Consider the following 24,269-nt stretch of genomic DNA (forward strand, 5'->3'; position numbering starts at 1 on the left):
TTGTGTGGCCGGCAGGCCGCGGACGATGAGGTGGGGTAGCGATGAGCGCGCCGTACGACGGTGACCGCGGTCACGGGACCGGCGGTGACCAGCGGGGTCACTACCCGCCGACCCCGCCCCCGCCGCCGGCCGGCCAGGGGCAGCAGCCGTACGCCCGTGACCCCTACCTGCGGGACGCCTACACGGGCGGCCCCTGGAACGCCGCCCCGCAGCCGGAGGCGCAGGGCCGGCCCGACGACGCGGCCGCGACCCAGGTCATCGGCGTGAGCGGCTTCGGCGAGCAGGGCCCCGCGGGGGCCGGCGGCCGGGACGCGTTCGCGCACCTCTACCGCGACCAGCAGCAGCCCTACGAGCCGCAGCGCCCGCCGGGCACCCCCGGGCAGCAGATCCCCGCGCCCGGCCAGTACGGCGGCCAGGGCGGCTACGACACGCAGGCGACGCAGCCCATGCGGCAGGCCGCATTCCCGCCCCCGCCGCCCCCGTCGGGCCCCGGCCCCGAGCCGGTGCAGGAGGCCGCGCGCGAGACGGTGCCGCCCGCGGCCGCCGCCGAGCCGGCGCCCGCCAAGGGCGGCCGGGCGTCGAGCCTGCTCAAGTCCAGCGCGCTGATGGCCGCCGGCACGATGGTCTCCCGGCTCCTCGGCTTCGGCCGGAACCTGGTGATGGCCGCCGCGATCGGCGTGAGCAATCTGAACGACGACTACCAGGTCGCCAACGTCCTGCCGACGATGATCTACATCCTCGTCGCCGGTGGCGCCCTGAACTCCGTCTTCATCCCGCAGCTCGTGCGCGCTATGAAGAACGACGACGACGGCGGCGAGGCGTACGCCAACCGGCTCCTCACGCTCGTCGTCGTGCTGCTGGCCGGTGTCACCACCGTGTGCGTGCTCGCTGCCCCGCTCTTCATCCAGCTGATGTCGCCGACAATCGCCGGGGACCCGGCCCGCAGGGACGTGGCGGTCGCCTTCGCCCGCTACTGCGTGCCCACCTTGTTCTTCATGGGCGTGCACGTCGTCATCGGCCAGATCCTCAACGCCCGCGGCCGCTTCGGCGCGATGATGTGGACCCCGGTCCTCAACAACATCATCATCATCGCCACCTTCGGCGCCTTCATCTGGGCCTTCGGCCCGTACACCAGCACCGACGTCAGCGCCGACACCATCACGCCGGAGGGCATCCGCCTCCTCGGCATCGGCACGCTGCTGGGACTCGCCGTCCAGTCCCTGGCGATGCTGCCCTACCTGCGGGACACCGGCTTCCGCATCCGGCCGCGCTTCGACTGGCGCGGACAGGGCCTCGGCAAGGCCGCGGGCCTGGCCAAGTGGACGCTCTTCTTCGTCCTCGCCAACCAGCTGGGCATGGTGGTCGTGACGCAGCTGGCCACCAAGGCGGGCGCGCTCGCGGCGAAGACCGACCCGGGTACGGGCATCACCGCGTACAACTACGCGCTCCAGCTCTGGCAGATGCCGCAGGCCATCATCACCGTCTCGGTGATGACCGCGGTCCTGCCCCGCATCTCGCGGGCCGCGCACGACGGGGACGTCACGGCCGTCCGGGACGACCTCTCCCACGGCCTGCGGACCTCGGCCGTCGCCATCGTGCCGTGCGCCTTCGCCTTCGTGGCGCTCGGCGTCCCGATGGCCACCCTGATGTTCTCGTCCGGCTCGGGCGTGAACGGCGCCACCAACATCGGCTACATCCTGATGTCCTTCGGCGTCGGCCTCATCCCGTTCTCGGCGCAGTACGTGATCCTCCGCGGCTTCTACGCCTACGAGGACACCCGGACCCCCTTCTACAACACGGTGATCGTCGCCGCCGTCAACGCGGCCGCGTCCGCCCTCAGCTACCTGGTCCTGCCGGCCCGCTGGGCCGTCGCCGGCATGGCCGCCTCCTACGGCCTGGCCTACGCGGTCGGTGTCGGCGTCGCCTGGCGCCGCCTGAGCCACCGCCTCGGCGGCGACCTCGACGGTGCCCGCGTCGTCCGCACCTACGCCCGCCTCATCGGCGCCTGCGTGCCCGCCGCCCTCATCGGCGGCGCCACCGCGTACGGAATCGGTCAGCTCCTGGGCAGCGGTGTCATCGGTTCGCTCGCATCGCTGGCCGGTGGTGGTCTCCTCCTGATCGCGGTGTTCTACATCGCCGCGAAGCGGATGCGGATCGAGGAGCTGACCGCCATGGTCGGTATGGTGCGCGGACGGATCGGGCGCTGACCGGAGCACAACCATCGCCCGCCGCCGCGTGTCGTGCATAGCGCCGGACTGTGGGCACAATTGTCTTGGCTGTGGACAGCGTGCAACGGATGGGGAGGCAGGAGCGACGGTGGCGGAACGGAGCACGGCTGCCGTCGACGTGGCCGACACCAGCGGCGACCAGCCACTGAGCGCCGTGAAGAAGGCCGCGACCGACGGAACCGAGACCGACGACAAGGGCGGCACCCACAGCAAGAGCCAGCGCGCGGAGAGCGGAAGCCCCGCGCGCGACGCACAACCGCTCGAGTTGCACAGCGGCCACAAGCTCGCCAGAAGGTACCGCCTGGAGGAGTGCGTCACCCGTCTGGAGGGATTCAGCAGCTGGCGTGCGGTGGACGAGAAGCTCCGCCGCGCCGTGGGCGTCCACCTCCTGCCCGCCGACCACCCCAGGGCCCGTCCCGTCCTCGCCGCCGCCCGCTCCTCCGCCCTGCTGGGCGACCCCCGCTTCGTCCAGGTCCTCGACGCCGTCGAGGAGAACGACCTCGTCTACGTCGTCCACGAGTGGCTGCCCGACGCCACCGAGCTCACGCCCGTCCTCTCCTCAGGGCCGCTCGAACCGCACGAGGCGTACCAGCTCGTCAGCCAGGTGTCCCAGGCCATGGCCGCCGCGCACCGCGAGGGCCTCGCCCATCTGCGGCTCAACCCCGGCTCCGTCCTGCGCACCGTCACCGGCCAGTACCGCATCCGAGGCCTGGCCGTGATGGCCGCGCTGCGCGGCATCTCCTCCGACAACCCGCAGCGCACCGACACCGAGGCCATCGGCGCCCTGCTGTACGCCGCGCTCACGCAGCGCTGGCCGTACGAGGGCAACGCCCACGGCCTGCCCGGCCTGCCCAAGGGGGTCGGCCTCATCGCCCCCGACCAGGTGCGCGCCGGGGTGCACCGCGGCCTCTCCGAGCTGGCCATGCGGGCCCTCGGGAGCGACAAGGCCCAGGAAGCGCCCTGCACGACGCCGGAGGAGCTGGCCAAGGCCGTCTCCGCGATGCCGCGCATCCGCCCGCCGGAGCCGGACTTCACGACCCCGCCGCCGTATCCGCGCGTGGGCGCGGCAGCCCGCCCCGGCAGCCCGGCCCAGCCGGTACCGCCGCCCCCGCCGGCCCCCCTGGAGGGCCGTACGGGCCGCGCCCTCAAGTGGAGCGTGTCCGCGCTGCTGATCGCGGCGCTCGGCCTGGGCAGCTGGCAGATCGCGGACGCGCTGCTCAAGGACGGCGAGAAGGACACACCGCGGTCGCAGTCGGCGGAGGACGATGCTTCGCAGAAGATCGTGGCGCGACCGCTTCAGATTGCGAGCGTTGCAGAATTCTCTCCACTAGGACCACCCACGAGTCCTAAGACAGTTCAGAATTCCGCCGACGGCAATCCTGCGTCTGCGTGGATCACAGGGCGGTTCGACGGATTCCCGAATTTTGGAAACCTTCCACGCCGAGCGGACGGAAGTGGCATTATCGTCGATCTAGGCAACGTCCAGAGCATCACAGAAGTTGACGTGATCATGTACCGCCCGGGTCAAACCGTAGAGATACTCGCTGCCGACCCGTCAGCACAGAGCCCCTCAGCTCTTCGAGAGTTTACCCAGCGAATCACCGAATTGAAAAGAGTTGACCAGAACCTCAAGGCGAATCTCCACAAAGCATTGAAGAGCCGCTACGTACTGATTCACGTCACCGAGCTCCCCCCTGACGGTCCGGGCAGCTACCGCGGCGGAATCGCCGAAATCAAAGCCCTAGGTCTGACCAGCGATGCGGATCCAGGTCGGTGAACTCGTGAGGTTGCGGGCGCCGAAAACTCGACGCCCGCAAACCAGTCAATACCTCTTCCCGGCAGGCCCGGAAGAAGCATAACCAAGGGTTAATTTTTTATTCTTCGGTGCTTTGGATGTCAGATGCCGTAAAGTGCTCATCCCCGCAGTCACCGCCGAAGTCCCACCTTCCAACCCCTACCCAGCGACCATATCTGGTACTAGGGTTGTTCATGTCGCCACAATCCGTAAGAGCACGCGCCGCCCCTCGCTTCACTTCACACTTTGCAGTCCACTTATGGGCGTTATGCCACCAATCCCAACACTCAACAGGAGGCGATCCAGCAGCATTAGCAGCCGGAGCAACCGTTAAGCCTCCCGCCAGAGTCGCTGCTACGACTGCCACAGAAAACCAGCTTCGTCTTGACATATACATCCACTCACAAGAGACGGGCAACGGAACACTCGTTCGAGCGAGATTGTTTCACCGCATTCGCCGGTAAGCCATAACATTTCCAGCCAGATTTGCCTCTTCGCCACGCAACTACAGGCAAAACACAAGTTGGGTAGCAGCTAGTCGATCTCTCGACGAAGTTCTAAATACCTCCGCAAGCTTCAAGCCACATCCTGTGACAGCTAGCGCTCAGCAGGGGGTGAGTGACATCCCAAGCACTGATTCTTGGCAAGTTGACGCTCTTTGCGATGCCGAGCTTCTCACCCTGCACGTCAACGGTGATCCCCACGCGTTCGGGGAGATAGTCCGGCGGCACCGGGACCGGCTCTGGGCCGTGGCCTTGCGGACGCTCGGGGACCGGGAGGAGGCCGCCGACGCGCTGCAGGACGCGCTGGTGTCCGCCTACCGGGCCGCCCACACCTTCCGGGGGCAGTCGGCCGTCACCACGTGGCTGCACCGGATCACCGTCAACGCCTGTCTGGACCGGGCCCGCAAGGCGGCGTCCCGGCGGACCGCGCCGCTCGCCGAGACCGAGCGGCTGGAGCAGCTGCTGGAGCCGCACGAGTCGGCGGCGGCGCCCGCCGAGCGGAGAGACCTGCACCGCGAGCTGATCCAGGCGCTGACCACCCTGCCGCCGGATCAGCGGGCCGCGCTCGTCCTGGTCGACATGCAGGGATATCCGGTCGCCGAGGCGGCCCGCATCCTCGGAGTGCCGACCGGAACGGTGAAGAGCAGATGCGCCCGGGGGAGAGCCCGGTTGCTGCCGCTCCTCACCCATTTGCGGCCCGATGGCAGGGGTAGCCCGGCCCTTGACAGGGGAAGGAACCGGTCGCAAGGGACGTCCGTCCCACCACCGGCGGGACATGGAGAGACAGACCCAGTGAAGGGCGGAGGTGGGCGAGCGTGACCTCGAGGACCGGCACGGATGGGCACCCGGAGGTCGCGGAGATCTCCGCACTGACCGAGGGGCTGCTCCCGCCGTCGCGCACGGCGGACATCCGGGAGCACCTCGCCGGCTGCGAGCTGTGCGACGACGTACGGACGTCCCTCGACGAGATCCGTGGCCTGCTGGGCACCCTTCCCGGGCCGCCCCGGATGCCGGCCGACATCGCCGGGCGCATCGACGCCGCGCTGGCCGCCGAAGCGCTGCTGTCGGCCACCGCACCCGAAGCCCCGGAGGACCGGACCTCCGTTTCACGTGAAACAGGACCGCGTGAAACCGGCATCGACGAGAAGGGCGCCGTTTCACGTGAAACAGCGCCCCGGCCCACCCCCACCCGCCCCTCCGGCCGCGCGCCCGCGGCAACAGGGCCGGGCCGGGCCAGGGCGCGCCGGTGGCGCCAGGCGCTCGTCGGGGCGGCCTGTGCCGCCGCCGTGATCGGGGCCGGCACCTTCTTTCTCCAGGCCGGCGAGGGCGGTGGTTCCCACTCGGATGCCGCCGGGACGCCCAACGGCCGGCCCACCGTCTCGTCCGAGGAAGCAGCCACGCTCCAGGCCCATGTCCGTGAGCTGCTGCTGAGCACGAAGAGCACCGAGTCGCGGGGGATGAGCGCGGAGAAGCCGGCGGAGACCACCTTGGGCGCGCGGCTCACCACCGCGCCGGCCTGCGTCCGGGACGGGATCGGCCGCCAGGACCAGCCGCTCGGCACCCGGCCGGAGAAGTACCGCGGCGAGGACGCCTACCTGGTCGTGCTGCCGCACCCCGAGGACGCCGGACGGGTCGACGCCTACGTCGTCTCGGCCTCCTGCGAGACCACCTCGCCCTCGGTACCGGGTACGGTCCTGGTCCAGCACACATTCCCCCGTGCCTGACCACGCTCGGCCACGGCCTCTCGCGCGCTGTCGTCCCCTCGGGGAATGCCCGCCCCGTAGGATCCGTTGGGTGGTGTGAGACGCACACAGCACCACGCAGGACCAGACAGCCAGCAGTCGGCAGAGACAAGGAAGACACCCGTGAGCGACGTCCGCAACGTGATCATCATCGGCTCCGGGCCCGCGGGATACACCGCCGCGCTCTACACCGCCCGTGCCTCCCTGAAGCCGCTGGTCTTCGAGGGTGCCGTGACCGCCGGTGGCGCCCTGATGAACACCACCGAGGTCGAGAACTTCCCCGGCTTCCGCGAGGGCATCATGGGTCCCGACCTGATGGACAACATGCGGGCCCAGGCCGAGCGCTTCGGTGCCGAGCTGATCCCGGACGACGTCGTCGCCGTCGACCTGACCGACGAGATCAAGACCGTCACCGACTCGGCCGGCACGGTCCACCGCGCCAAGGCCGTGATCGTCACCACCGGCTCGCAGCACCGCAAGCTGGGTCTGCCCCGCGAGGACGACCTGTCCGGCCGTGGTGTCTCGTGGTGCGCCACCTGCGACGGCTTCTTCTTCAAGGACCAGGACATCGCCGTCATCGGTGGTGGCGACACCGCGATGGAGGAGGCGACCTTCCTCTCCCGGTTCGCCAAGTCCGTCACGGTCGTCCACCGCCGGGACACGCTGCGGGCCAGCAAGGCCATGCAGGAGCGCGCCTTCGCCGACCCGAAGATCTCCTTCGTGTGGGACAGCGAGGTCGCGGAGCTGCACGGCGAGTCCAAGCTCGCCGGCCTGACCCTGCGCAACCGCACCACCGGTGAGACGTCCGAGCTGCCCGTGACCGGTCTGTTCATCGCGATCGGCCACGACCCGCGCACCGAGCTCTTCAAGGGCCAGCTGGACCTCGACGAGGAGGGCTACCTCAAGGTCGACGCCCCCTCGACCCGCACCAACCTCTCCGGCGTCTTCGCCGCGGGCGACGTGGTGGACCACACCTACCGCCAGGCCATCACCGCGGCCGGCACCGGCTGTGCCGCCGCGCTGGACGCCGAGCGGTTCCTCGCCTCCCTCTCCGACGGCGAGGGTGTCCGCGAGCCCGAGAAGACCCCCTGAACCACCCCCCTCCCCCCTCCCGCAGAAACACCCCCAAGGAGACCCCCGTGGCTCTCAAGTCTGTGACCGACAAGGACTTCGAGCAGGAAGTCCTCAAGAGCGACAAGCCCGTCCTGGTGGACTTCTGGGCCGAGTGGTGCGGCCCCTGCCGCCAGATCGCCCCGTCGCTCGAGGCCATCGCCGAGGAGTACGGCGACAAGCTCGAGATCGTGAAGCTCAACATCGACCAGAACCCCAACACGGCCGCCAAGTACGGCGTGATGTCGATCCCGACCCTCAACGTCTACAAGGGCGGCGAGGTCGTGCAGACCATCGTCGGCGCCAAGCCGAAGGCGATGCTCGAGCGCGAGCTGAGCGAGCACATCCACGGCTGACAGCCGGAGGCTGCCGCGGTGGCTTCCGCAGCCGCAGTCGCTTGTTTCACGTGAAACGGGCCCGTCCTTCAGGACGGGCCCGTTTGTCGTCCCTCCTAGAGCGGCCGGAGCGCCGGCTCCTTCTGCACCGCGCCGAGCAGCCGGTCCAGGGCCAGCTCGACGTCCTCCTTCCAGGAGAGCGCCGTCCTCAGCTCCAGCCGCAGCCGGGGATAGCGGGGGTGGGGGCGTACGGTCTTGAAGCCCACCGCCAGAAGGTGGTCGGCCGGGAGGACACAGGCCGGCTCCTTCCATGTGGCGTCACCGAACGCCTCGATCGCCTTGAAGCCGCGCCGCAGGACGTCCTTCGCCACCGTCTGCACCATGACCCGGCCCAGCCCCTGCCCCTGGTACCCGGGGATCAGCCAGGCGGTCATCAGCTGGACGGCGTCCGCCGCCACCGGGCTGGTGGGAAAAGCGGTCGACCGGGGGACATAGGCGGGTGGCGCATAGAGCACGAAGCCCACCGGCACCTCGTCGACGTAGACGACACGGCCGCAGGAGCCCCACTCCAGCAGCACCGCGGAGAGCCAGGCTTCCTTCTCCAGGTCCGGGCGGCCTGCCCTCAGCGCGGCCTCGCCACTGACGGGGTCCAGCTCCCAGAAGACGCAGGCGCGGCAGCGCTTCGGGAGGTCAGGGAGGTTGTCCAAGGTGAGCGGTACGAGCCGACGCCCCATGCAGTCAGTACCTCACTTCCGTCGCGTGCCACGCTCCGGGTGGTGAGCAGCGCATGGCGCTCCCTGAGAAAGCTGCCGACGAATCCGCCGACCGCCCCCAGGCCCAGGCCCGCTGCCACCAGTCCGGTCCTGCTCACCGTTCGCATGGCCTCGCCCCTCCGTGAACTGCGTCCAACGTGGATGTGCCATACCTCAACGCATCGTATCCACCGGCAGATTGACGGGACAGCTCGACAAGGCAAAGGGCGGGTTGTCTTCCACGTGGTGTTCCACGTGAAACACAACCCGCCCTCCGGTGGGTCTCCGACCGGTCTCCGGTCGGTGTCCCCCGCTCAGCCCTCCGCGCGCTCAGCCGTCCGTGCGCTCGCCGTCGGCGTCGAGAGGCTTCTCCAGCACCTTGCCCTCGCCGGGGGCAAGGGTGCCGAGGATGCGCTCCAGATCCTCCATCGAGGCGAACTCGACGACGATCTTGCCCTTCTTCTGGCCCAGGTCCACCTTCACCCGGGTCTCGAAACGGTCCGAGAGCCGCGTGGCAAGGTCGGTCAGCGCGGGCGAGATACGAGTGCCGGCCCGCGGGCTCTTGGCCTTGCGCGGCTTCTTCGGGTCGGACTTCAGCAGCTGGACGAGCTCTTCGACGGTCCGGACCGAGAGCCCCTCGGCCACGATGCGGGTGGCCAGCGCCACCTGGTCCGCCGGGTCCTCGACGGCGACCAGCGCCCGGGCATGGCCGTCCATCAGCACTCCGGAAGCGACCTTCTTCTGCACTTCCGGCGCCAGCTTCAGCAGCCGCAGGGTGTTGGTGATCTTCGAACGGGACCGGCCGATGCGGTTGGCCAGCTCCTCGTGCGTGCAGCGGAAGTCCTTGAGCAGCTGGTCGTAGGCCGCTGCTTCCTCCAGCGGGTTCAGCTGGGCCCGGTGGAGGTTCTCCAGCAGCGCGTCCAGCAGCAGCTTCTCGTCCTCGGTGGCACGGACGATGGCGGGGATGCGCTCCAGGCCGGCCTTCCGGCAGGCACGCCAGCGCCGCTCCCCCATGATGAGCTCGTACCGCTCGGCACCCAGCTGCCGGACGACGACCGGCTGGAGGAGGCCCACTTCCTGGATGGAGGTGACGAGTTCCGCGAGGGCGTCCTCGTCGAACTCCTCCCTCGGCTGCCGAGGGTTGGGGGTGATGGCGTCCAGCGGGAGCTCCGCGAAGTGCGTCTCCCGGGCGACCGACTCGGGGACCACCGCGCTGTCCGGCACGACCACGTCGTCCACCGGAAACGTCGTCACCTTCGCCGCGGCCACCCCGCGCTCGGGCACCAGCACCGGCACCGCCGACGGCGACGTCACGCCGGACCCGACCGCCGGCCCGCTCGCGTCCGCCCCCTTCGGCGCCGGCGGGATCAGCGCACCGAGCCCCCGGCCCAGTCCCCTACGTCGCTCACTCACTGAAGCCCCTCCGCCATGCTGTGCTGGTCGTGCTGTTGCTGATGGCCCACGGTGTGGGCCCTGCTGCCGTCGTAGTGCACCCCGATCCCCCGGAACGCAATCTCCCGCGCCGCCTCCAGGTACGACAGGGCACCGCTGGAGCCCGGGTCGTAGGTCAGGACCGTCTGACCGTAACTGGGGGCCTCGGAGATACGGACCGAGCGCGGAATGCTGGTCCGCAGCACCTCGTGGCCGAAGTGGCTGCGCACCTCCTCCGCGACCTGGGAAGCGAGCCTGGTCCGGCCGTCGTACATGGTCAGCAGGATCGTCGAGACATGGAGCTTGGGGTTGAGGTGCCCCCGCACCAGCTCCACGTTGCGCAGCAGCTGGCCCAGCCCCTCCAGCGCGTAGTACTCGCACTGGATGGGGATGAGCACCTCGGCACCGGCGACCAGGGCGTTGACCGTCAGCAGGCCCAGCGAGGGCGGACAGTCGATGAGGATGTAGTCCAGCGGCTGCTCGTACGCCTTGATCGCCCGGTCCAGCCGGCTCTCCCGCGCCACGAGCGAGACCAGCTCGATCTCGGCACCGGCCAGGTCGATGGTCGCCGGGGCGCAGAACAGGCCCTCCACGTCGCGGACCGGCTGCACCACCTCGGAGAGCTGCTTGTTGTCCACCAGGACGTCGTAGATCGAGGGCACCTCGGCGTGGTGGTCGATGCCCAGCGCCGTGGAGGCATTGCCCTGGGGGTCGAGGTCGATGACCAGGACCCGGTTGCCGTGGAGGGCCAGCGACGCGGCCAGATTGACGGTGGTCGTGGTCTTGCCGACGCCGCCCTTCTGGTTGGCGACCACCATCACCCGGGTCTGCTCCGGCCGGGGCATCGAGGACGTCGACGTTTCACGTGAAACGAGCTCGCCGGAGGACACCGGGCCGCCCTGGGGCAGCACCGTGCCCGACGGCAGAGGAGCGGCAGCAGCCAGGGGTTCGGAGTCGGCGGGGCGGGGGCCGGGGACCGGATCGGTCATCGGCCCCGCGATATTGGCGTCGGACCGCAAGGATTCACTCTCCTCGACTTCAGGCTCGCAATGCACAGAGCCTGCCATGGTTTCGGGGTCACGAACCAGCGAGCCCCGTTCTCCTGTGGATGAATCCCGTGAACCTGTGGATGAACCCATGTCCTGAACCGGACGACGATCACGCGGAGCGGCGGCCGCTCGACCGCGGCCGATGATTCCATGCACCAGGGAGCGACGTTTCACGTGAAACACGATGCCCGTGACGCGCCACTCCCCGACGGAGACACTCCGTTACGAGTAGTTTTGCCGGGTTGTATGGAGTAAAGGGCCCCGCAGTGAAGGGCCCCAAGGGCCCCCACTCAGCGGCGCCGGCGCGCCCGCCCTGTCCGGGCCGCCTTCGCCCGCTTGGCGGCGAAGCGCACACCGCCCGGGCTCTCCCCGACCTCGACCCGCACCAGCGTGGACGGCGGATCGACGACGCCCTCGCCCACGTGCAGCACGGAGGCGTTCACGGCGCCGAGCTTGCTGAGCGCGGCACGGGCGTTCTGCAGCTCCTCCTCGGCGGTGTCGCCCTTGAGGGCCAGCATCTCGCCGTAGGGCCGCAGCAGCGGCACGCCCCAGCCGGCCAGCCGGTCCAGGGGCGCCACGGCCCGGGCCGTGACGACGTGCACCGGCTCCATCTTGCCGAGCACCTCTTCGGCCCGGCCGCGCACCACGCGGACGTGGTCCAGGCCCAGCAGCTCCACGACCTCCTGGAGGAAGGTGGTGCGCCGCAGCAGCGGCTCCAGCAGGGTGATCTGGAGGTCGGGGCGGCACAGGGCGAGCGGGATGCCGGGCAGGCCGGCGCCGGAGCCCACGTCGCACACCGAGACGCCCTCGGGCACGGCCTCGCCGAGCACCGCACAGTTGAGCAGGTGCCGTTCCCAGAGCCGGGGCACCTCACGGGGGCCGATCAGGCCGCGCTGGACGCCGACGTCCGCGAGGAGCTCCGCATAGCGGACGGCCTCCGGAAAGCGGTCACCGAATACCGCCCGCGCCGCCGCGGGCGCCGGGGGGAGCTCCGCTGCCTCTTCCACGGGAACCGTCCTTCCGTCTTCCGTCTTCGGTTCTTCCGTACACAGGGTGTGTACGCATGGGCGGCGGAATCCTGTCCGCCGACCTCTACCGCCGATTATCCACCGCTGATTCCGGTGGGGATCATGCCGAGAAGGCTCGGCCCCGTCCGCACGCAGAACGAGCAGACGGGGCCGACGTCATACCGGACGAGACCGTCAGGCCGGGAGGACGACCACCCGGCGCTGGGGCTCCTCGCCCTCGGACTCGCTGCGCAGGCCGGCCGCGGCCACGGCGTCGTGGACCACCTTGCGCTCGAAGGGCGTCATGGGGTCCAGCTTGACCGGCTTGCCGGTGCTGCGGGCCTCCTCGGCGGCCTTCGTGCCCAGCCCGGACAGCTCCTCGCGCTTGCGGGCGCGGAAGCCGGCGATGTCGAGCATCAGGCGGCTGCGGTCACCGGTCTCCCGGTTCACGGCGAGGCGGGTGAGCTCCTGGAGGGCCTCCAGCACCTCACCGTCCCGGCCGACCAGCTTCTGCAGGTCGCGGCTGGTGCCGTCGCTGATGATCGACACGGAGGCGCGGTCGCCCTCGACATCCATGTCGATGTCCCCGTCGAGGTCGGCGATGTCCAGCAGCCCCTCCAGGTAGTCGGCCGCGATCTCGCCCTCCTGCTCGAGGCGGGTGAGGGTGTCGGTGACCTCGGCGGCGCTCTGACGCTGCGTGTCCGTCACAGTGGGCTCCTTCATCACTTCTTGGACGGGTGCGAGGGGTGCTTGGGCCGCTGCTGGCCGCCCTTGCGCTGCCCGGACTTGCCGCCGCCCTGCTGCTTGCCGGCCTTGGTCTCACGGGAACCGCCGGACGTGGCCTCGTCGGTCTCCTGCTGCGAGCCCGCCGTGGACCGCGTGGCCTGGGCGGAGCCGCCGACCTGGCGCTTGGCCTTGGTCTGCCGCTTGGGCTGCTGGCGGGCGGCACGGGCGGCCTCGGCGGCCTCCTTGGCCTGGACCTCGGCCGGGTCCTCCACGATCTTGCCCTTGGCCCGCAGGCGCTCCTGGCGCTGCTTGTAGGCGAGGCTGCCCGGAGTGGGGTTGCGGCGGATGACGAACATCTGCTGGCCCATGGTCCACACGTTGGTGGTCAGCCAGTAGACCAGGACACCGACCGGGAAGTTGATGCCGAAGACGGCGAACATGATCGGGAAGACGTACATCAGCATCTTCTGCTGCTGCATGAAGGGCGTCTTCACCGTGAGGTCGACGTTCTTCGTCATCAGCTGGCGCTGCGTGTAGAACTGCGACAGCGACATCAGCACGATCATGATGATCGTGACGACGCGGACGTCGGTCAGCGTGGCACCGAGCGACTCGACCTTGCTCGCGCTGTCCATGAACTTGGACGCGATCGGGGCCCCGAAGATGTGCGCCTTACGGGCGCTGTCGACCAGCGACTGGTCCATCACACCGACGACACGGCCGCCGGCGATGTGGTTGAGGACCTGGTAGAGGGAGATGAAGAACGGCGACTGGGCCAGGATCGGGAGACAGCTCGAGAGCGGGTTGGTGCCCGTCTCCTTGTAGAGCTTCATCATCTCTTCCGACTGGCGCTGCCGGTCGTTCTTGTAGCGCTCCTGGATCGCCTTCATCTTCGGCTGGAGCGCCTGCATGTTCCGCGTGGCCTTGATCTGCTTCACGAAGAGCGGGATCAGGCAGATGCGGATCAGCACCACCAGCGAGACGATGGACAGACCCCACGCCGCGCCACTGTCCTTGTTGAAGATCAGGCTGTAGAACGAGTGGAACTGGACGATGATCCAGGAAACAGCGTCATAGAGAGGACCGAGGATCGTGTCCACGAATCAGGCTCCTTGGGCGTTGGGCTGAGTCTCGGGCTGTGCGGCGGGCGCCATGGCGGGGTGCCCGCCCAGTCGGCTCCTCAGCCGCTGGTGCCAGACCGGACGCTTCCGGGGAGGGACGTGGTCGACGCCGCCGAGCGACCACGGGTTGCAGCGCAGGATGCGCCAGGCCGTCAGTACGGACCCCTTGACCGCGCCGTGCACCTGGATGGCCGTGTAGCCGTAGTGCGAGCACGAGGGGTAGTACTTGCAGACCGGTCCCAGCAGCGGGCTCACGGTCCACTGGTAGAGCTTGATCAACCACAGCAGCGGGTACTTCACCGTGCGCTCCCTCCCGGGATCCCGGGGCTCCGGGGGTCACCCCCCGGGGGATTGCTTCGTGGTGCCCTGCCCTCGGCTCCGCCGGGGGCACCCCCGCCCACCAGCCGCTGCAGTGCGGCGTCGAGGTCATGGGCCAGCCGGCCGTACTCCGCCTCACCCGCGCCGGGCAGGGCTCGCACCACCACCAGGCTACCGGCGGGCAGCACATCCAGCCGGTCACGCACGAGGTGGCGCAGCCGTCGTTTGACCCGGTTGCGGACCACCGCTCCGCCGACCGCCTTGCTCACGACGAAACCCGCACGCGCCGGGGGGACCGTTCCCCCCGGCGTGTGCGGGTCCGTGTTACCGCTGCGTAGGTGGACGACGAGGAGCGGGCGCCCGGCCCGGCGTCCTCGGCGTACCGCGGTCGCGAAGTCCTCGCGCCGCCTCAGCCGAGACTCGGAAGGCAGCACGTCATGGACCTTGACGTCGGGCTGGTCAGGCCGACAGGCGGGCGCGACCCTTGCTGCGGCGGGACGCGAGGATCGCGCGGCCGGCACGGGTGCGCATGCGCAGGCGGAAGCCGTGGGTCTTCGCGCGACGGCGGTTGTTCGGCTGGAAGGTGCGCTTGCTCACTCGGGGACTCCAGAAATGAATCGTGTGATGGCGGTACATCGCCTGGCTGTCACCGTGCGCCCACGAGGAGACTCGCAATACGCCCAAGTGCACCGCTTCATGACCGCGATCAGAAGAAGACCGTGATCCTTGCCCATCGGAGGCAGGCGGCAGCAGCCATCGACAACTCGACCTCGCCACGGTACGCGCCGTTACGCCATCCGGTCAAACCGGCAGCGCACCGCCCCCACCGTATCCGCTCCCGCCCCGGTCCGGCGCCAGGCGCGGCCGCATGGCACATTTGTACACACCCTGTGGACAACGACTTGAACCACGCGCCTCGGCCTGACTACCGTGACTGAACTCCGAATCCTTCCCGCCCGTCCCGAGAACCACACATTCGTGGGACTCCAGGGCACCCCCCGTGACTGAGAGAGCGTGCCCTGTGGCTGACCTGCCCGCCGATCTTGCCGCAGTGTGGCCGCGCGTGCTCGAGCAGCTCCTCGGCGAGGGGCGCGGCCAGGGCGTCGAGACGAAGGACGAACACTGGATCAAGCGCTGCCAGCCGCTCGCGCTGGTGGCGGACACGGCCCTGCTCGCGGTCCCGAACGAATTCGCCAAGGGCGTCCTGGAGGGGCGGCTCGCGCCGATCGTCAGCGAGACCCTGAGCCGGGAGTGCGGCCGCCCGATCCGCATCGCGATCACCGTCGACGAGTCGGCCGGCCAGGCCCCGGCCACCCCGGAGCGGGACCGCGGCCGGCCCCCCGTCCGCCCCACGGACCGGTCCGGCCGTGACTCGTACGAGGGACGCGACGCATACGAGGGATACGAGGGCTCCGGAGCGACCGGCGGCGGCTACGAGGCACGCGACGGCCGTGACGTGCGCGACGCCCGGGACGCGTACGGCCGCCAGGCCGGCGACGACCTGCCGTCCGTGCGCCCCGCCTACCCCGAGTACCAGCAGCGCCCCGAGCCCGGCGCCTGGCCGCGCCACGCGGCGCCGTCGGGCCCGTCCCTGCCCGAGCGCGGCGACGGCGGTGCCGGCGGCAACGGCGGTGCCCACGGGGCCGGTGCCGATTACGGCTGGCAGCAGCAGCGCCTCGGCGGCTTCGGCGAGGGCGAACGCGACCCGTACGCCACGCCGCCCGCCTCCTACGACAACCCGTACGACCAGCAGCGCGACTACGGCACGGCCGGCCAGGCCGCCGAGCGGCTGCCGTACGACCAGCAGCAGCGCCGCGAGCTGCCCGACGGCGGGCCGCGCGGCGGCGCGGGGGCCGGCCCGGTGCCCGGCGGTACGTCCGGGGGGCCGGGCTCCGGCAGTGGCGGGACCGGCGGTTCCGGCTCCGGCTCGGGGGGCGGCTCCGGCGAGCCGACGGCCCGGCTGAACCCCAAGTACCTCTTCGACACGTTCGTCATCGGCGCGTCCAACCGGTTCGCGCACGCGGCGGCGGTCGCGGTCGCCGAGGCTCCGGCCAAGGCGTACAACCCGCTCTTCATCTACGGCGAGTCGGGCCTGGGCAAGACCCACCTGCTGCACGCCATCGGGCACTACGCGCGCAACCTCTATCCGGGCACGCGTGTGCGCTACGTGAGCTCCGAGGAGTTCACCAACGAGTTCATCAACTCCATCCGCGACGGCAAGGCGGATGCGTTCCGCAAGCGCTACCGCGACATGGACATCCTGCTGGTCGACGACATCCAGTTCCTGGCGAGCAAGGAGTCGACGCAGGAGGAGTTCTTCCACACCTTCAACACCCTGCACAACGCCAACAAGCAGATCGTCCTCTCGTCGGACCGGCCGCCCAAGCAGCTGGTGACCCTGGAGGACCGGCTGCGGAACCGCTTCGAGTGGGGCCTGATCACGGACGTCCAGCCGCCCGAGCTGGAGACCCGGATCGCGATCCTGCGGAAGAAGGCGGTGCAGGAGCAGCTCAACGCACCGCCGGAGGTACTGGAGTTCATCGCCTCCCGGATCTCGCGCAACATCCGCGAGCTCGAGGGCGCGCTGATCCGGGTGACGGCCTTCGCGAGCCTCAACCGGCAGCCGGTCGACCTGGGCCTGACCGAGATCGTGCTGAAGGACCTGATCCCCGGCGGCGAGGACGCCTCGCCGGAGATCACGGCCACGGCCATCATGGCGGCCACCGCGGACTACTTCGGCCACACCGTCGAGGACCTGTGCGGTGCCTCGCGCAGCCGCGTACTGGTGACGGCGCGGCAGATCGCGATGTACCTGTGCCGGGAGCTGACGGACCTGTCGCTGCCGAAGATCGGCGCGCAGTTCGGCGGCCGCGACCACACCACGGTGATGCACGCGGACCGCAAGATCCGGGCGTTGATGGCCGAACGGCGGTCCATCTACAACCAGGTGACCGAGCTGACGAACCGCATCAAGAACGGCTGACACGGCCCCCACAGGCCCCAACCACGGGCCTCCGCAGGCCTCCTCAGCACTCCACAGACCGTCCAAGGGCGCTCCGGGATCCCCCGGGGCGCCCTTCCGCGTACCCGGACCCCCGCACCGTCTGTTCGAATAGTGGGCCCGGCCTGCGGGTTCTCCACAGATTCCGGGGTTGTCCACCGTCCACACCCTGGGGACTGCGAAGTTATCCATACGGTGTCCACAGACCGGGCTGTTGATATGCCATCAGCTGAGGTCAGCGGGGTGTGGATTTGTGGCAAACGGTGGTCCACAGCCTGTGGACGACGGAGCTGCCCACAGCCGCCGTCGCGGTTGTCCACCGGCCACCCACAGGACAGCCGGTGTTATACACAGCCTTTCCACATCCCTGTCCACTGTTCGGCAACGAAACGCCGAAGATCACCGCACCGAGTGAAAGGCGTCACACCAAGCTGCCGGATTGGGCTGTGGGCAACCTGGGTAAAGCTGGGGACACACCTGGGGAGAAGTGCGCCCTGCCTGTGCATCGGGTGTGCACAACTTCGCGCGGTCCACAGACCACCCCGGTTATCCACCGGCGCCACCCACAGGGGCAGTGGACAAAATTCCGGCGCTGACCTGGGCAAAGCCGGTTATCCACGGTTTCCACAGGCCCTACTACTACGACCACAGAGATCAACCGGGGAACTCGCTTCGAAGCGGGGGCTGTGCACAACTCGCGCCGAGCCGGCGCCACGCCCCGGACCTCGACTTGACCGCCGCCCGCAGCATCTGTCAGCGGCGTGCGTCAGACTGGTCCCCGGCGATTGGCGCCAGAGGAAGAAGCCAGCAGGGCGAGCCAGCAACAAGCAGGAGGCGGTTCCGGTGAAGATCCGGGTGGAGCGCGATGTACTCGCGGAGGCAGTGGCCTGGGCGGCCCGTAGCCTCCCGGCCCGTCCGCCGGTGCCGGTCCTCGCGGGTTTGCTGCTGAAGGCGGAGGACGGCACGCTCAGCCTCTCCGGCTTCGACTACGAGGTCTCGGCCCGTGTGTCGGTCGAGGCGGACGTGGAGGAGGACGGCACCGTCCTGGTCTCCGGCCGCCTGCTCGCCGACATCTGCCGCTCGCTCCCCAACAGGCCTGTGGAGATCTCCACCGACGGCGTGCGCGTCACCGTCGTCTGCGGCTCCTCGCGATTCACACTCCACACCCTGCCTGTGGAGGAGTACCCGGCGCTGCCGCAGATGCCGACCACCACCGGCACCGTGCCCGCCGAGGTCTTCGCCTCCGCCGTCGCCCAGGTCGCCATCGCCGCCGGCCGTGACGACACCCTCCCGGTGCTCACCGGTGTGCGCATCGAGATCGAGGGCGACACCGTCACGCTGGCCTCCACCGACCGCTACCGCTTCGCGGTCCGCGAGTTCATGTGGAAGCCGGAGACCCCGGACACCTCCGCCGTCGCCCTGGTGCCCGCCAAGACGCTGCTGGACACCGCCAAGTCGCTCAGCGGAGGCGAGAGCGTCTCGCTGGCCCTGAGCGGTTCCGGCGCCGGCGAGGGCCTGATCGGCTTCGAGGGCTCCGGCCGCCGTACGACCACCCGCCTGCTCGAGGGCGACCTGCCGAAGTACCGCACGCTCTTCCCGACCGAGTTCAACTCGGTGGCCGTGATCGAGACCGCCCCGTTCGTCGAGGCCGTCAAGCGCGTGTCGCTCGTCGCCGAGCGGAACACGCCGGTCCGGCTCAGCTTCGAGCAGGGCGTGCTCATCCTGGAGGCCGGCTCCAGCGACGACGCACAGGCTGTGGAAAGGGTCGACGCGCAGCTGGAGGGCGACGACATCTCCATCGCGTTCAACCCCGGCTTCCTGCTGGAGGGCCTGTCCGCGATCGACTCGCCGGTCGCCCAGCTCTCCTTCACCACGCCCACCAAGCCGGCGCTGCTCAGCGGCAAGCCCGCCGTGGACGCCGAGGCGGACGAGGCGTACAAGTACCTGATCATGCCGGTCCGCCTGTCGGGCTGACCCGGCCGCACCGTGGCCGGAAGGGGCGCGCTCACCCGATGAGCGCCCCCGGCCCACAGCTGTGCACGGACCCCCCGGGCGTAGGCTCGGAGGAGGTACCTCCGGTACGCATCGCACGACTACGGCACGAAGGATCACTGATGGAGCTCGGTCTCGTCGGTCTCGGCAAGATGGGCGGCAACATGCGCGAGCGCATCCGCCGCGCCGGCCACACCGTCATCGGATACGACCGCAACCGCGACCTGGCGGATGTCCACAGCCTGAAGGAGCTTGTGGATTCCCTGCAGGGTCCGCGCGTCGTGTGGGTCATGGTGCCGGCCGGTGCCGCCACCCAGTCCACCATCGACGAGCTCGCCGAGCTGCTCTCCCCGGGCGACGTCGTGGTCGACGGCGGCAACTCGCGCTGGACCGACGACGAGAAGCACGCCGAGCAGCTCGCCGCCAAGGGCATCGGCTTCGTCGACTGCGGCGTCTCCGGTGGTGTCTGGGGCCTGGAGAACGGCTACGCGCTCATGTACGGCGGCGACGCCGAGCACGTGGCGAAGGTGCAGCCGGTCTTCGACGCGCTGAAGCCCGAGGGCGACTTCGGTTCCGTCCACGCGGGCAAGGTCGGTGCGGGCCACTTCGCCAAGATGGTCCACAACGGCATCGAGTACGCGATGATGCAGGCCTTCGCCGAGGGCTGGGAGCTGCTGGAGGCGGTGGAGTCGGTCACCGACGTCCGCGAGGTCTTCCGCTCCTGGCAGGAGGGCACGGTCATCCGTTCCTGGCTGCTCGACCTGGCCGTCCGCGCCCTGGACGACGACGAGCACCTGGACCGGCTGCGCGGCTACGCGGCCGACTCCGGCGAGGGCCGCTGGACGGTCGAGGCCGCCATCGACAACGCGGTGCCGCTGCCGGCGATCACCGCCTCCCTCTTCGCGCGCTTCGCGTCGCGCCAGGAGGACTCGCCGCAGATGAAGATGATCGCCGCGCTGCGCAACCAGTTCGGCGGCCACGCGGTCGAGAGCAAGTAATTCCGCCGGCTGCCGCAGGGCAGCCCGCACCAGCACCACAGCAGCAGCCGGGGGAGGTCGGCGCGTCACCATGCACGTTGCGCATCTGTCGCTCGCCGACTTCCGCTCGTACGCCCGGGCCGAGGTCGCCCTCGACCCGGGCGTCACGGCGTTCGTGGGCCCCAACGGACAGGGCAAGACCAACCTGGTCGAGGCCGTCGGCTACCTGGCCACGCTGGGCAGCCACCGGGTGTCCTCGGACGCGCCGCTGGTGCGCATGGGCGCGGACCGGGCCGTCGTCCGGGCCGCCGTGGTGCAGGGCGAGCGGCAGCAGCTGATCGAGCTGGAGCTGAACCCGGGCCGCGCCAACCGGGCCCGGATCAACCGCTCGTCCCAGGTCAGACCGCGGGACGTGCTGGGCATCCTGCGGACGGTGCTGTTCGCGCCGGAGGACCTGGCGCTGGTGAAGGGCGACCCGGGTGAGCGGCGCCGCTTCCTGGACGAGCTGATCACGGCGCGTGCGCCGCGCATGGCGGGCGTGCGCTCGGACTACGAGCGCGTGCTGAAGCAGCGCAACACGCTGCTGAAGTCGGCGGCGATGGCGCGCCGGCACGGGGGCAAGTCCATGGACCTGTCCACGCTCGATGTGTGGGACCAGCACCTCGCGCGCGCCGGCGCGGAGCTGCTCGCGCGCCGTCTGGACCTGATCGACGCGCTGGGCCCGCTCGCCGACAAGGCGTACGAGCTGCTGGCGCCCGGCGGCGGCCCGGTCGCCCTGGACTACCGCGGCCCGGCGGGCGCCGAGGGCGTGCGGAGCCGCGAGGAGCTGTACGAGGTGCTGCTGGCGGCGCTCGGCGAGGCGCGGAAGCAGGAGATCGAGCGGGGCGTGACGCTGGCCGGCCCGCACCGCGACGACCTGCTGCTGGGCCTGGGCCGGCTGCCGGCGAAGGGGTACGCGAGCCACGGCGAGTCCTGGTCGTACGCGCTGGCGCTGCGGCTGGCCTCGTACGAGCTGCTGCGCGCGGAGGGCAACGAGCCGGTGCTCGTCCTGGACGACGTGTTCGCGGAGCTGGACGCGCGGCGCCGGGAGCGGCTGGCGGAGCTGGTGGCGCCGGCCGAGCAGGTGCTGGTGACGGCGGCGGTGGCCGAGGACGTGCCGGCGGCGCTGTCCGGGGCGCGGTTCGCGGTGTCGGAGGGCACGGTGGAGCGCGTATGAGCGAGCAGCCGTCGGGTGTGGACCTGGCGCGCGTCGCCCTGCGGGCGGCGAAGGAGCAGGCGCGGGCGCGGGGCGCCGCGGTGCAGCAGAAGAAGCAGGCGAAGCGCGGGGGCCTGCGCTCGGGGGCGCGTGCCGACGGCCGCGACCCCATGCCGCTGGGCGCGGCGATCAACCGCCTGATCACCGAGCGCGGCTGGGAGACGCCGGCGGCGGTGGGCGGGGTGATGGGCCGCTGGCCGCAGATCGTGGGGCCGGACCTGGCGCTGCACTGCGTGCCGGAGCGGTACGACGAGGACGCGCGGGTGCTGACGGTGCGGTGCGACTCGACGGCGTGGGCGACGCAGCTGCGGCTGCTGGCGCCGCAGCTGGTGGCGCGGCTCAACGCGGACCTGGGCCAGGGCACGGTGAAGCTGATCAAGGTGCTGGGCCCGGGCGGCCCGGCGCAGCGGTTCGGCCCGCTGCGTGCGCCGGGCAGCCGCGGCCCCGGGGATACGTACGGGTGAGCCAGGAGTGACGCCCGTACCGCTCCCCTGTGACGGCACCGGAGGAACGGACGACGGCGGTCGGCCACCCCTGACGGGGACGGCCGGCCGCCGTCGTTCGTTGTCCGTGCGGGGCGCGACCGAGGGTGAGACCCCGCTCACGGTAGCGGGCGGTTGACAGCCGGAAGCGCTGAGTGCCGCTGTGAGCCTCTTGGAGCCCGGGGGCGCATATAGGGAGTCGGCTGATGCCGGTTCAGGGCGGCACATGCGGACTCAGGCACCGCCAAACCCCCATTCATGTCAGCGCCACCGGTACACTAGAGAGTAATCCCGCGCGAATCGCGGATCTTGTCGAACGACGCAGCCGCTCCTGCCTGCCCCGGGGATCCCCGTCGCAGCAGGGAAGGTCCTGTGCTGTGCCAGAAAGGGCGCTTCGTGGCCGATTCCGGCAACCCCAACGAGAACACCACCCCCTCCGAGGCGGTGGGCGCCGCACCGGGCGCCGCCGGCGGTGGGACGTCGTACGACGCCAGTGCGATCACCGTTCTGGAGGGCCTGGACGCGGTGCGCAAGCGCCCGGGCATGTACATCGGTTCCACCGGCGAGCGCGGCCTGCACCACCTGGTGTACGAGGTCGTCGACAACTCCGTCGACGAGGCGCTGGCCGGGTACGCGGACACCATCGACGTGACGATCCTGCCGGACGGCGGCGTGCGCGTCGTCGACAACGGCCGTGGCATCCCGGTCGGCATCGTGCCCTCCGAGGGCAAGCCCGCCGTCGAGGTCGTCCTGACCGTGCTGCACGCGGGCGGCAAGTTCGGCGGCGGCGGCTACGCCGTCTCCGGTGGTCTGCACGGCGTCGGCGTCTCCGTCGTCAACGCCCTGTCCACGCGCGTCGCCGTCGAGATCAAGACCGACGGCCACCGCTGGACCCAGGACTACAAGCTCGGCGTCCCGACCGCCCCGCTGCAGCAGAACGAGGCGACCGACGAGACGGGCACCTCGGTCACCTTCTGGGCCGACGGCGACATCTTCGAGACCACCGAGTACTCCTTCGAGACGCTGTCGCGGCGCTTCCAGGAGATGGCCTTCCTCAACAAGGGCCTGACCCTGTCGCTGACCGACGAGCGCCCGGACCACGTGGACGAGGAGGGCAAGCCGCTCTCCGTCCGCTACCACTACGAGGGCGGCATCTCCGACTTCGTCCGCTACCTGAACTCGCGCAAGGGCGACCTGGTCCACCCCACGGTCATCGCCTTCGACGCCGAGGACAAGGAGCGGTCGCTCTCCCTCGAGATCGCGATGCAGTGGAACACCCAGTACACCGAGGGTGTCTACAGCTTCGCGAACATCATCCACACCCATGAGGGCGGTACCCACGAGGAGGGCTTCCGCGCCGCGCTGACGTCGCTGATCAACAAGTACGCGCGCGACAAGAAGCTGCTCCGCGAGAAGGACGACAACCTCACGGGCGACGACATCCGCGAGGGCCTGACCGCGATCATCTCGGTCAAGCTGAGCGAGCCGCAGTTCGAGGGCCAGACGAAGACCAAGCTGGGCAACACGGAGGCGAAGACCTTCGTGCAGAAGGCGGTCTACGAGGAGCTCACCGACTGGCTGGACCGCAACCCCAACGAGGCCGCGGACATCATCCGCAAGGCCATCCAGGCGGCCACCGCGCGCGTCGCGGCCCGCAAGGCGCGCGACCTGACGCGCCGCAAGGGGCTGCTGGAGACGGCGTCGCTGCCGGGCAAGCTGGCCGACTGCCAGTCGAACGACCCGGCCAAGTGCGAGATCTTCATCGTCGAGGGCGACTCCGCCGGCGGCTCGGCCAAGTCCGGCCGGAACCCGCAGTACCAGGCGATCCTGCCCATCCGAGGCAAGATCCTCAACGTGGAGAAGGCCCGGGTCGACAAGATCCTGCAGAACCAGGAGATCCAGGCGCTGATCTCCGCCTTCGGCACCGGTGTGCACGAGGACTTCGACATCGCGAAGCTCCGCTACCACAAGATCATTCTGATGGCGGACGCCGACGTCGACGGCCAGCACATCAACACCCTGCTGCTCACCTTCCTCTTCCGCTTCATGCGGCCGCTGGTCGAGGCCGGGCACGTCTACCTGTCGCGCCCGCCGCTCTACAAGATCAAGTGGGGCAAGGACGACTTCGAGTACGCCTACTCCGACCGCGAGCGCGACGCCCTGATCCAGCTCGGCCGGGAGAACGGCAAGCGGATCAAGGACGACTCGGTCCAGCGCTTCAAGGGTCTGGGCGAGATGAACGCCGAGGAGCTGCGCGTCACCACCATGGACGTCGACCACCGCGTGCTCGGCCAGGTCACCCTGGACGACGCCGCGCAGGCGGACGACCTGTTCTCGGTGCTCATGGGCGAGGACGTCGAGGCCCGGCGCTCCTTCATCCAGCGCAACGCCAAGGACGTCCGCTTCCTCGACATCTGAGCCTGTCGGCCACGAGAAACAGCCGCA

General features: G+C 70.0%; 20 protein-coding genes and 1 pseudogene. 12 read left to right on the forward strand and 9 right to left on the reverse strand.

Translation table 11 applies throughout. The features are described from left to right. The first annotated feature begins 41 nt into the window (after positions 1-41). The 6 genes from murJ (at position 42) to trxA (ending at position 7,734) form a co-directional block, all read left to right on the forward strand. Positions 42-2,207, forward strand: a complete 2,166-nt coding sequence (murJ, locus tag IE305_RS12620; protein WP_190129633.1) for a murein biosynthesis integral membrane protein MurJ — start codon at positions 42-44, stop codon at positions 2,205-2,207. 109 nt (positions 2,208-2,316) lie between these two features. Continuing rightward, a complete protein-coding gene (locus IE305_RS12625) occupies positions 2,317-4,005 on the forward strand; it encodes a protein kinase family protein (RefSeq protein ID WP_190129634.1) in 1,689 nt (562 codons plus the stop codon). A 641-nt stretch (positions 4,006-4,646) separates the two neighbouring features. Then, the gene (gene sigM, locus IE305_RS12630; protein ID WP_190129872.1) at positions 4,647-5,345 is read left to right on the forward strand and encodes an RNA polymerase sigma factor SigM; all 699 of its coding nucleotides are present in this window, start codon (positions 4,647-4,649) and stop codon (positions 5,343-5,345) included. After that, a complete protein-coding gene (locus IE305_RS12635; protein WP_190129635.1) occupies positions 5,342-6,250 on the forward strand; it encodes an RsmA family anti-sigma factor in 909 nt (302 codons plus the stop codon). Before sigM ends, IE305_RS12635 begins: the two co-directional genes overlap by 4 nt. A gap of 141 nt (positions 6,251-6,391) precedes the next feature. After that, entirely contained in the window at positions 6,392-7,360 is a 969-nt protein-coding gene (gene trxB / locus IE305_RS12640; protein WP_190129636.1) for a thioredoxin-disulfide reductase, read from the forward strand. Positions 7,361-7,407: 47 nt separating this feature from the next. Further along, complete coding sequence (gene trxA, locus IE305_RS12645; protein WP_190129637.1) at positions 7,408-7,734, forward strand: thioredoxin; 327 nt, start codon at positions 7,408-7,410, stop codon at positions 7,732-7,734. 95 nt (positions 7,735-7,829) lie between these two features. Here the strand turns inward: trxA and IE305_RS12650 are convergent, their stop codons facing one another. The 9 genes and pseudogenes from IE305_RS12650 to rpmH all read right to left on the reverse strand — a co-directional run bounded on the left by IE305_RS12650 (position 7,830) and on the right by rpmH (position 14,714). Beyond that, the gene (locus IE305_RS12650) at positions 7,830-8,447 is read right to left on the reverse strand and encodes a GNAT family N-acetyltransferase (RefSeq protein ID WP_190129638.1); all 618 of its coding nucleotides are present in this window, start codon (positions 8,445-8,447) and stop codon (positions 7,830-7,832) included. A 348-nt stretch (positions 8,448-8,795) separates the two neighbouring features. Continuing rightward, positions 8,796-9,878, reverse strand: a complete 1,083-nt coding sequence (locus IE305_RS12655) for a ParB/RepB/Spo0J family partition protein (RefSeq protein WP_190129639.1) — start codon at positions 9,876-9,878, stop codon at positions 8,796-8,798. Further along, positions 9,875-10,963, reverse strand: a complete 1,089-nt coding sequence (locus IE305_RS12660) for a ParA family protein (protein ID WP_190129640.1) — start codon at positions 10,961-10,963, stop codon at positions 9,875-9,877. The genes IE305_RS12655 and IE305_RS12660 overlap by 4 nt, the downstream gene beginning before the upstream one ends. Before the next feature lie 272 nt (positions 10,964-11,235). Beyond that, positions 11,236-11,952 (reverse strand): 16S rRNA (guanine(527)-N(7))-methyltransferase RsmG, encoded by a 717-nt coding sequence (gene rsmG / locus IE305_RS12665; protein ID WP_190129641.1) that lies wholly within the window; start codon positions 11,950-11,952, stop codon positions 11,236-11,238. A gap of 195 nt (positions 11,953-12,147) precedes the next feature. Then, positions 12,148-12,675 (reverse strand): Jag family protein, encoded by a 528-nt coding sequence (locus IE305_RS12670; protein ID WP_190129642.1) that lies wholly within the window; start codon positions 12,673-12,675, stop codon positions 12,148-12,150. Beyond that, positions 12,675-13,778: a membrane protein insertase YidC gene (gene yidC / locus IE305_RS12675; protein WP_190129643.1), complete on the reverse strand. Its 1,104-nt coding sequence runs from the start codon at positions 13,776-13,778 to the stop codon at positions 12,675-12,677. The genes IE305_RS12670 and yidC overlap by 1 nt, the downstream gene beginning before the upstream one ends. Positions 13,779-13,781: 3 nt before the next feature. Further along, positions 13,782-14,099, reverse strand: coding sequence for a membrane protein insertion efficiency factor YidD (gene yidD, locus IE305_RS12680; protein ID WP_190129644.1), 318 nt, complete (start codon positions 14,097-14,099; stop codon positions 13,782-13,784). A gap of 86 nt (positions 14,100-14,185) precedes the next feature. Continuing rightward, positions 14,186-14,551, reverse strand: a pseudogene (gene rnpA / locus IE305_RS12685) (ribonuclease P protein component); the annotation flags it as partial. A gap of 25 nt (positions 14,552-14,576) precedes the next feature. Further along, positions 14,577-14,714: a 50S ribosomal protein L34 gene (rpmH, locus tag IE305_RS12690; protein WP_003956500.1), complete on the reverse strand. Its 138-nt coding sequence runs from the start codon at positions 14,712-14,714 to the stop codon at positions 14,577-14,579. 424 nt (positions 14,715-15,138) lie between these two features. Here rpmH and dnaA point away from each other — a divergent pair, with 424 nt between their 5' ends. The 6 genes from dnaA to gyrB all read left to right on the forward strand — a co-directional run bounded on the left by dnaA (position 15,139) and on the right by gyrB (position 24,242). Further along, on the forward strand, positions 15,139-17,100 hold the full coding sequence (gene dnaA / locus IE305_RS12695; RefSeq protein WP_190129646.1) for a chromosomal replication initiator protein DnaA: 1,962 nt from the start codon (positions 15,139-15,141) through the stop codon (positions 17,098-17,100). An 861-nt stretch (positions 17,101-17,961) separates the two neighbouring features. After that, entirely contained in the window at positions 17,962-19,092 is a 1,131-nt protein-coding gene (gene dnaN, locus IE305_RS12700) for a DNA polymerase III subunit beta (RefSeq protein ID WP_190129647.1), read from the forward strand. Between the two features lie 140 nt (positions 19,093-19,232). Next, complete coding sequence (gene gnd, locus IE305_RS12705) at positions 19,233-20,108, forward strand: phosphogluconate dehydrogenase (NAD(+)-dependent, decarboxylating) (protein ID WP_190129648.1); 876 nt, start codon at positions 19,233-19,235, stop codon at positions 20,106-20,108. A 70-nt stretch (positions 20,109-20,178) separates the two neighbouring features. After that, entirely contained in the window at positions 20,179-21,303 is a 1,125-nt protein-coding gene (recF, locus tag IE305_RS12710; RefSeq protein WP_190129649.1) for a DNA replication/repair protein RecF, read from the forward strand. Next, positions 21,300-21,806 (forward strand): DciA family protein, encoded by a 507-nt coding sequence (locus IE305_RS12715; RefSeq protein WP_190129650.1) that lies wholly within the window; start codon positions 21,300-21,302, stop codon positions 21,804-21,806. The genes recF and IE305_RS12715 overlap by 4 nt, the downstream gene beginning before the upstream one ends. A gap of 390 nt (positions 21,807-22,196) precedes the next feature. Then, a complete protein-coding gene (gyrB, locus tag IE305_RS12720; protein ID WP_190129651.1) occupies positions 22,197-24,242 on the forward strand; it encodes a DNA topoisomerase (ATP-hydrolyzing) subunit B in 2,046 nt (681 codons plus the stop codon). Positions 24,243-24,269 lie beyond the last annotated feature (27 nt).

The sequence above is a fragment of the Streptomyces mashuensis genome, from assembly GCF_014654785.1.
GTDB classification, from domain to species: Bacteria; Actinomycetota; Actinomycetes; order Streptomycetales; family Streptomycetaceae; genus Streptomyces; species Streptomyces mashuensis.

What these genes read in the sequence shown, in the direction of transcription:
- murJ (WP_190129633.1), top strand. Translation starts at nt 42, where the DNA reads ATGAGCGCGCCGTACGACGGTGACCGCGGTCACGGGACCGGCGGTGAC.
- IE305_RS12650 (WP_190129638.1), bottom strand. Translation starts at nt 8,447, where the DNA reads ATGGGGCGTCGGCTCGTACCGCTCACCTTGGACAACCTCCCTGACCTC.
- IE305_RS12660 (WP_190129640.1), bottom strand. Translation starts at nt 10,963, where the DNA reads ATGGCAGGCTCTGTGCATTGCGAGCCTGAAGTCGAGGAGAGTGAATCC.
- IE305_RS12670 (WP_190129642.1), bottom strand. Translation starts at nt 12,675, where the DNA reads ATGAAGGAGCCCACTGTGACGGACACGCAGCGTCAGAGCGCCGCCGAG.
- gnd (WP_190129648.1), top strand. Translation starts at nt 19,233, where the DNA reads ATGGAGCTCGGTCTCGTCGGTCTCGGCAAGATGGGCGGCAACATGCGC.
- recF (WP_190129649.1), top strand. Translation starts at nt 20,179, where the DNA reads ATGCACGTTGCGCATCTGTCGCTCGCCGACTTCCGCTCGTACGCCCGG.
- IE305_RS12715 (WP_190129650.1), top strand. Translation starts at nt 21,300, where the DNA reads ATGAGCGAGCAGCCGTCGGGTGTGGACCTGGCGCGCGTCGCCCTGCGG.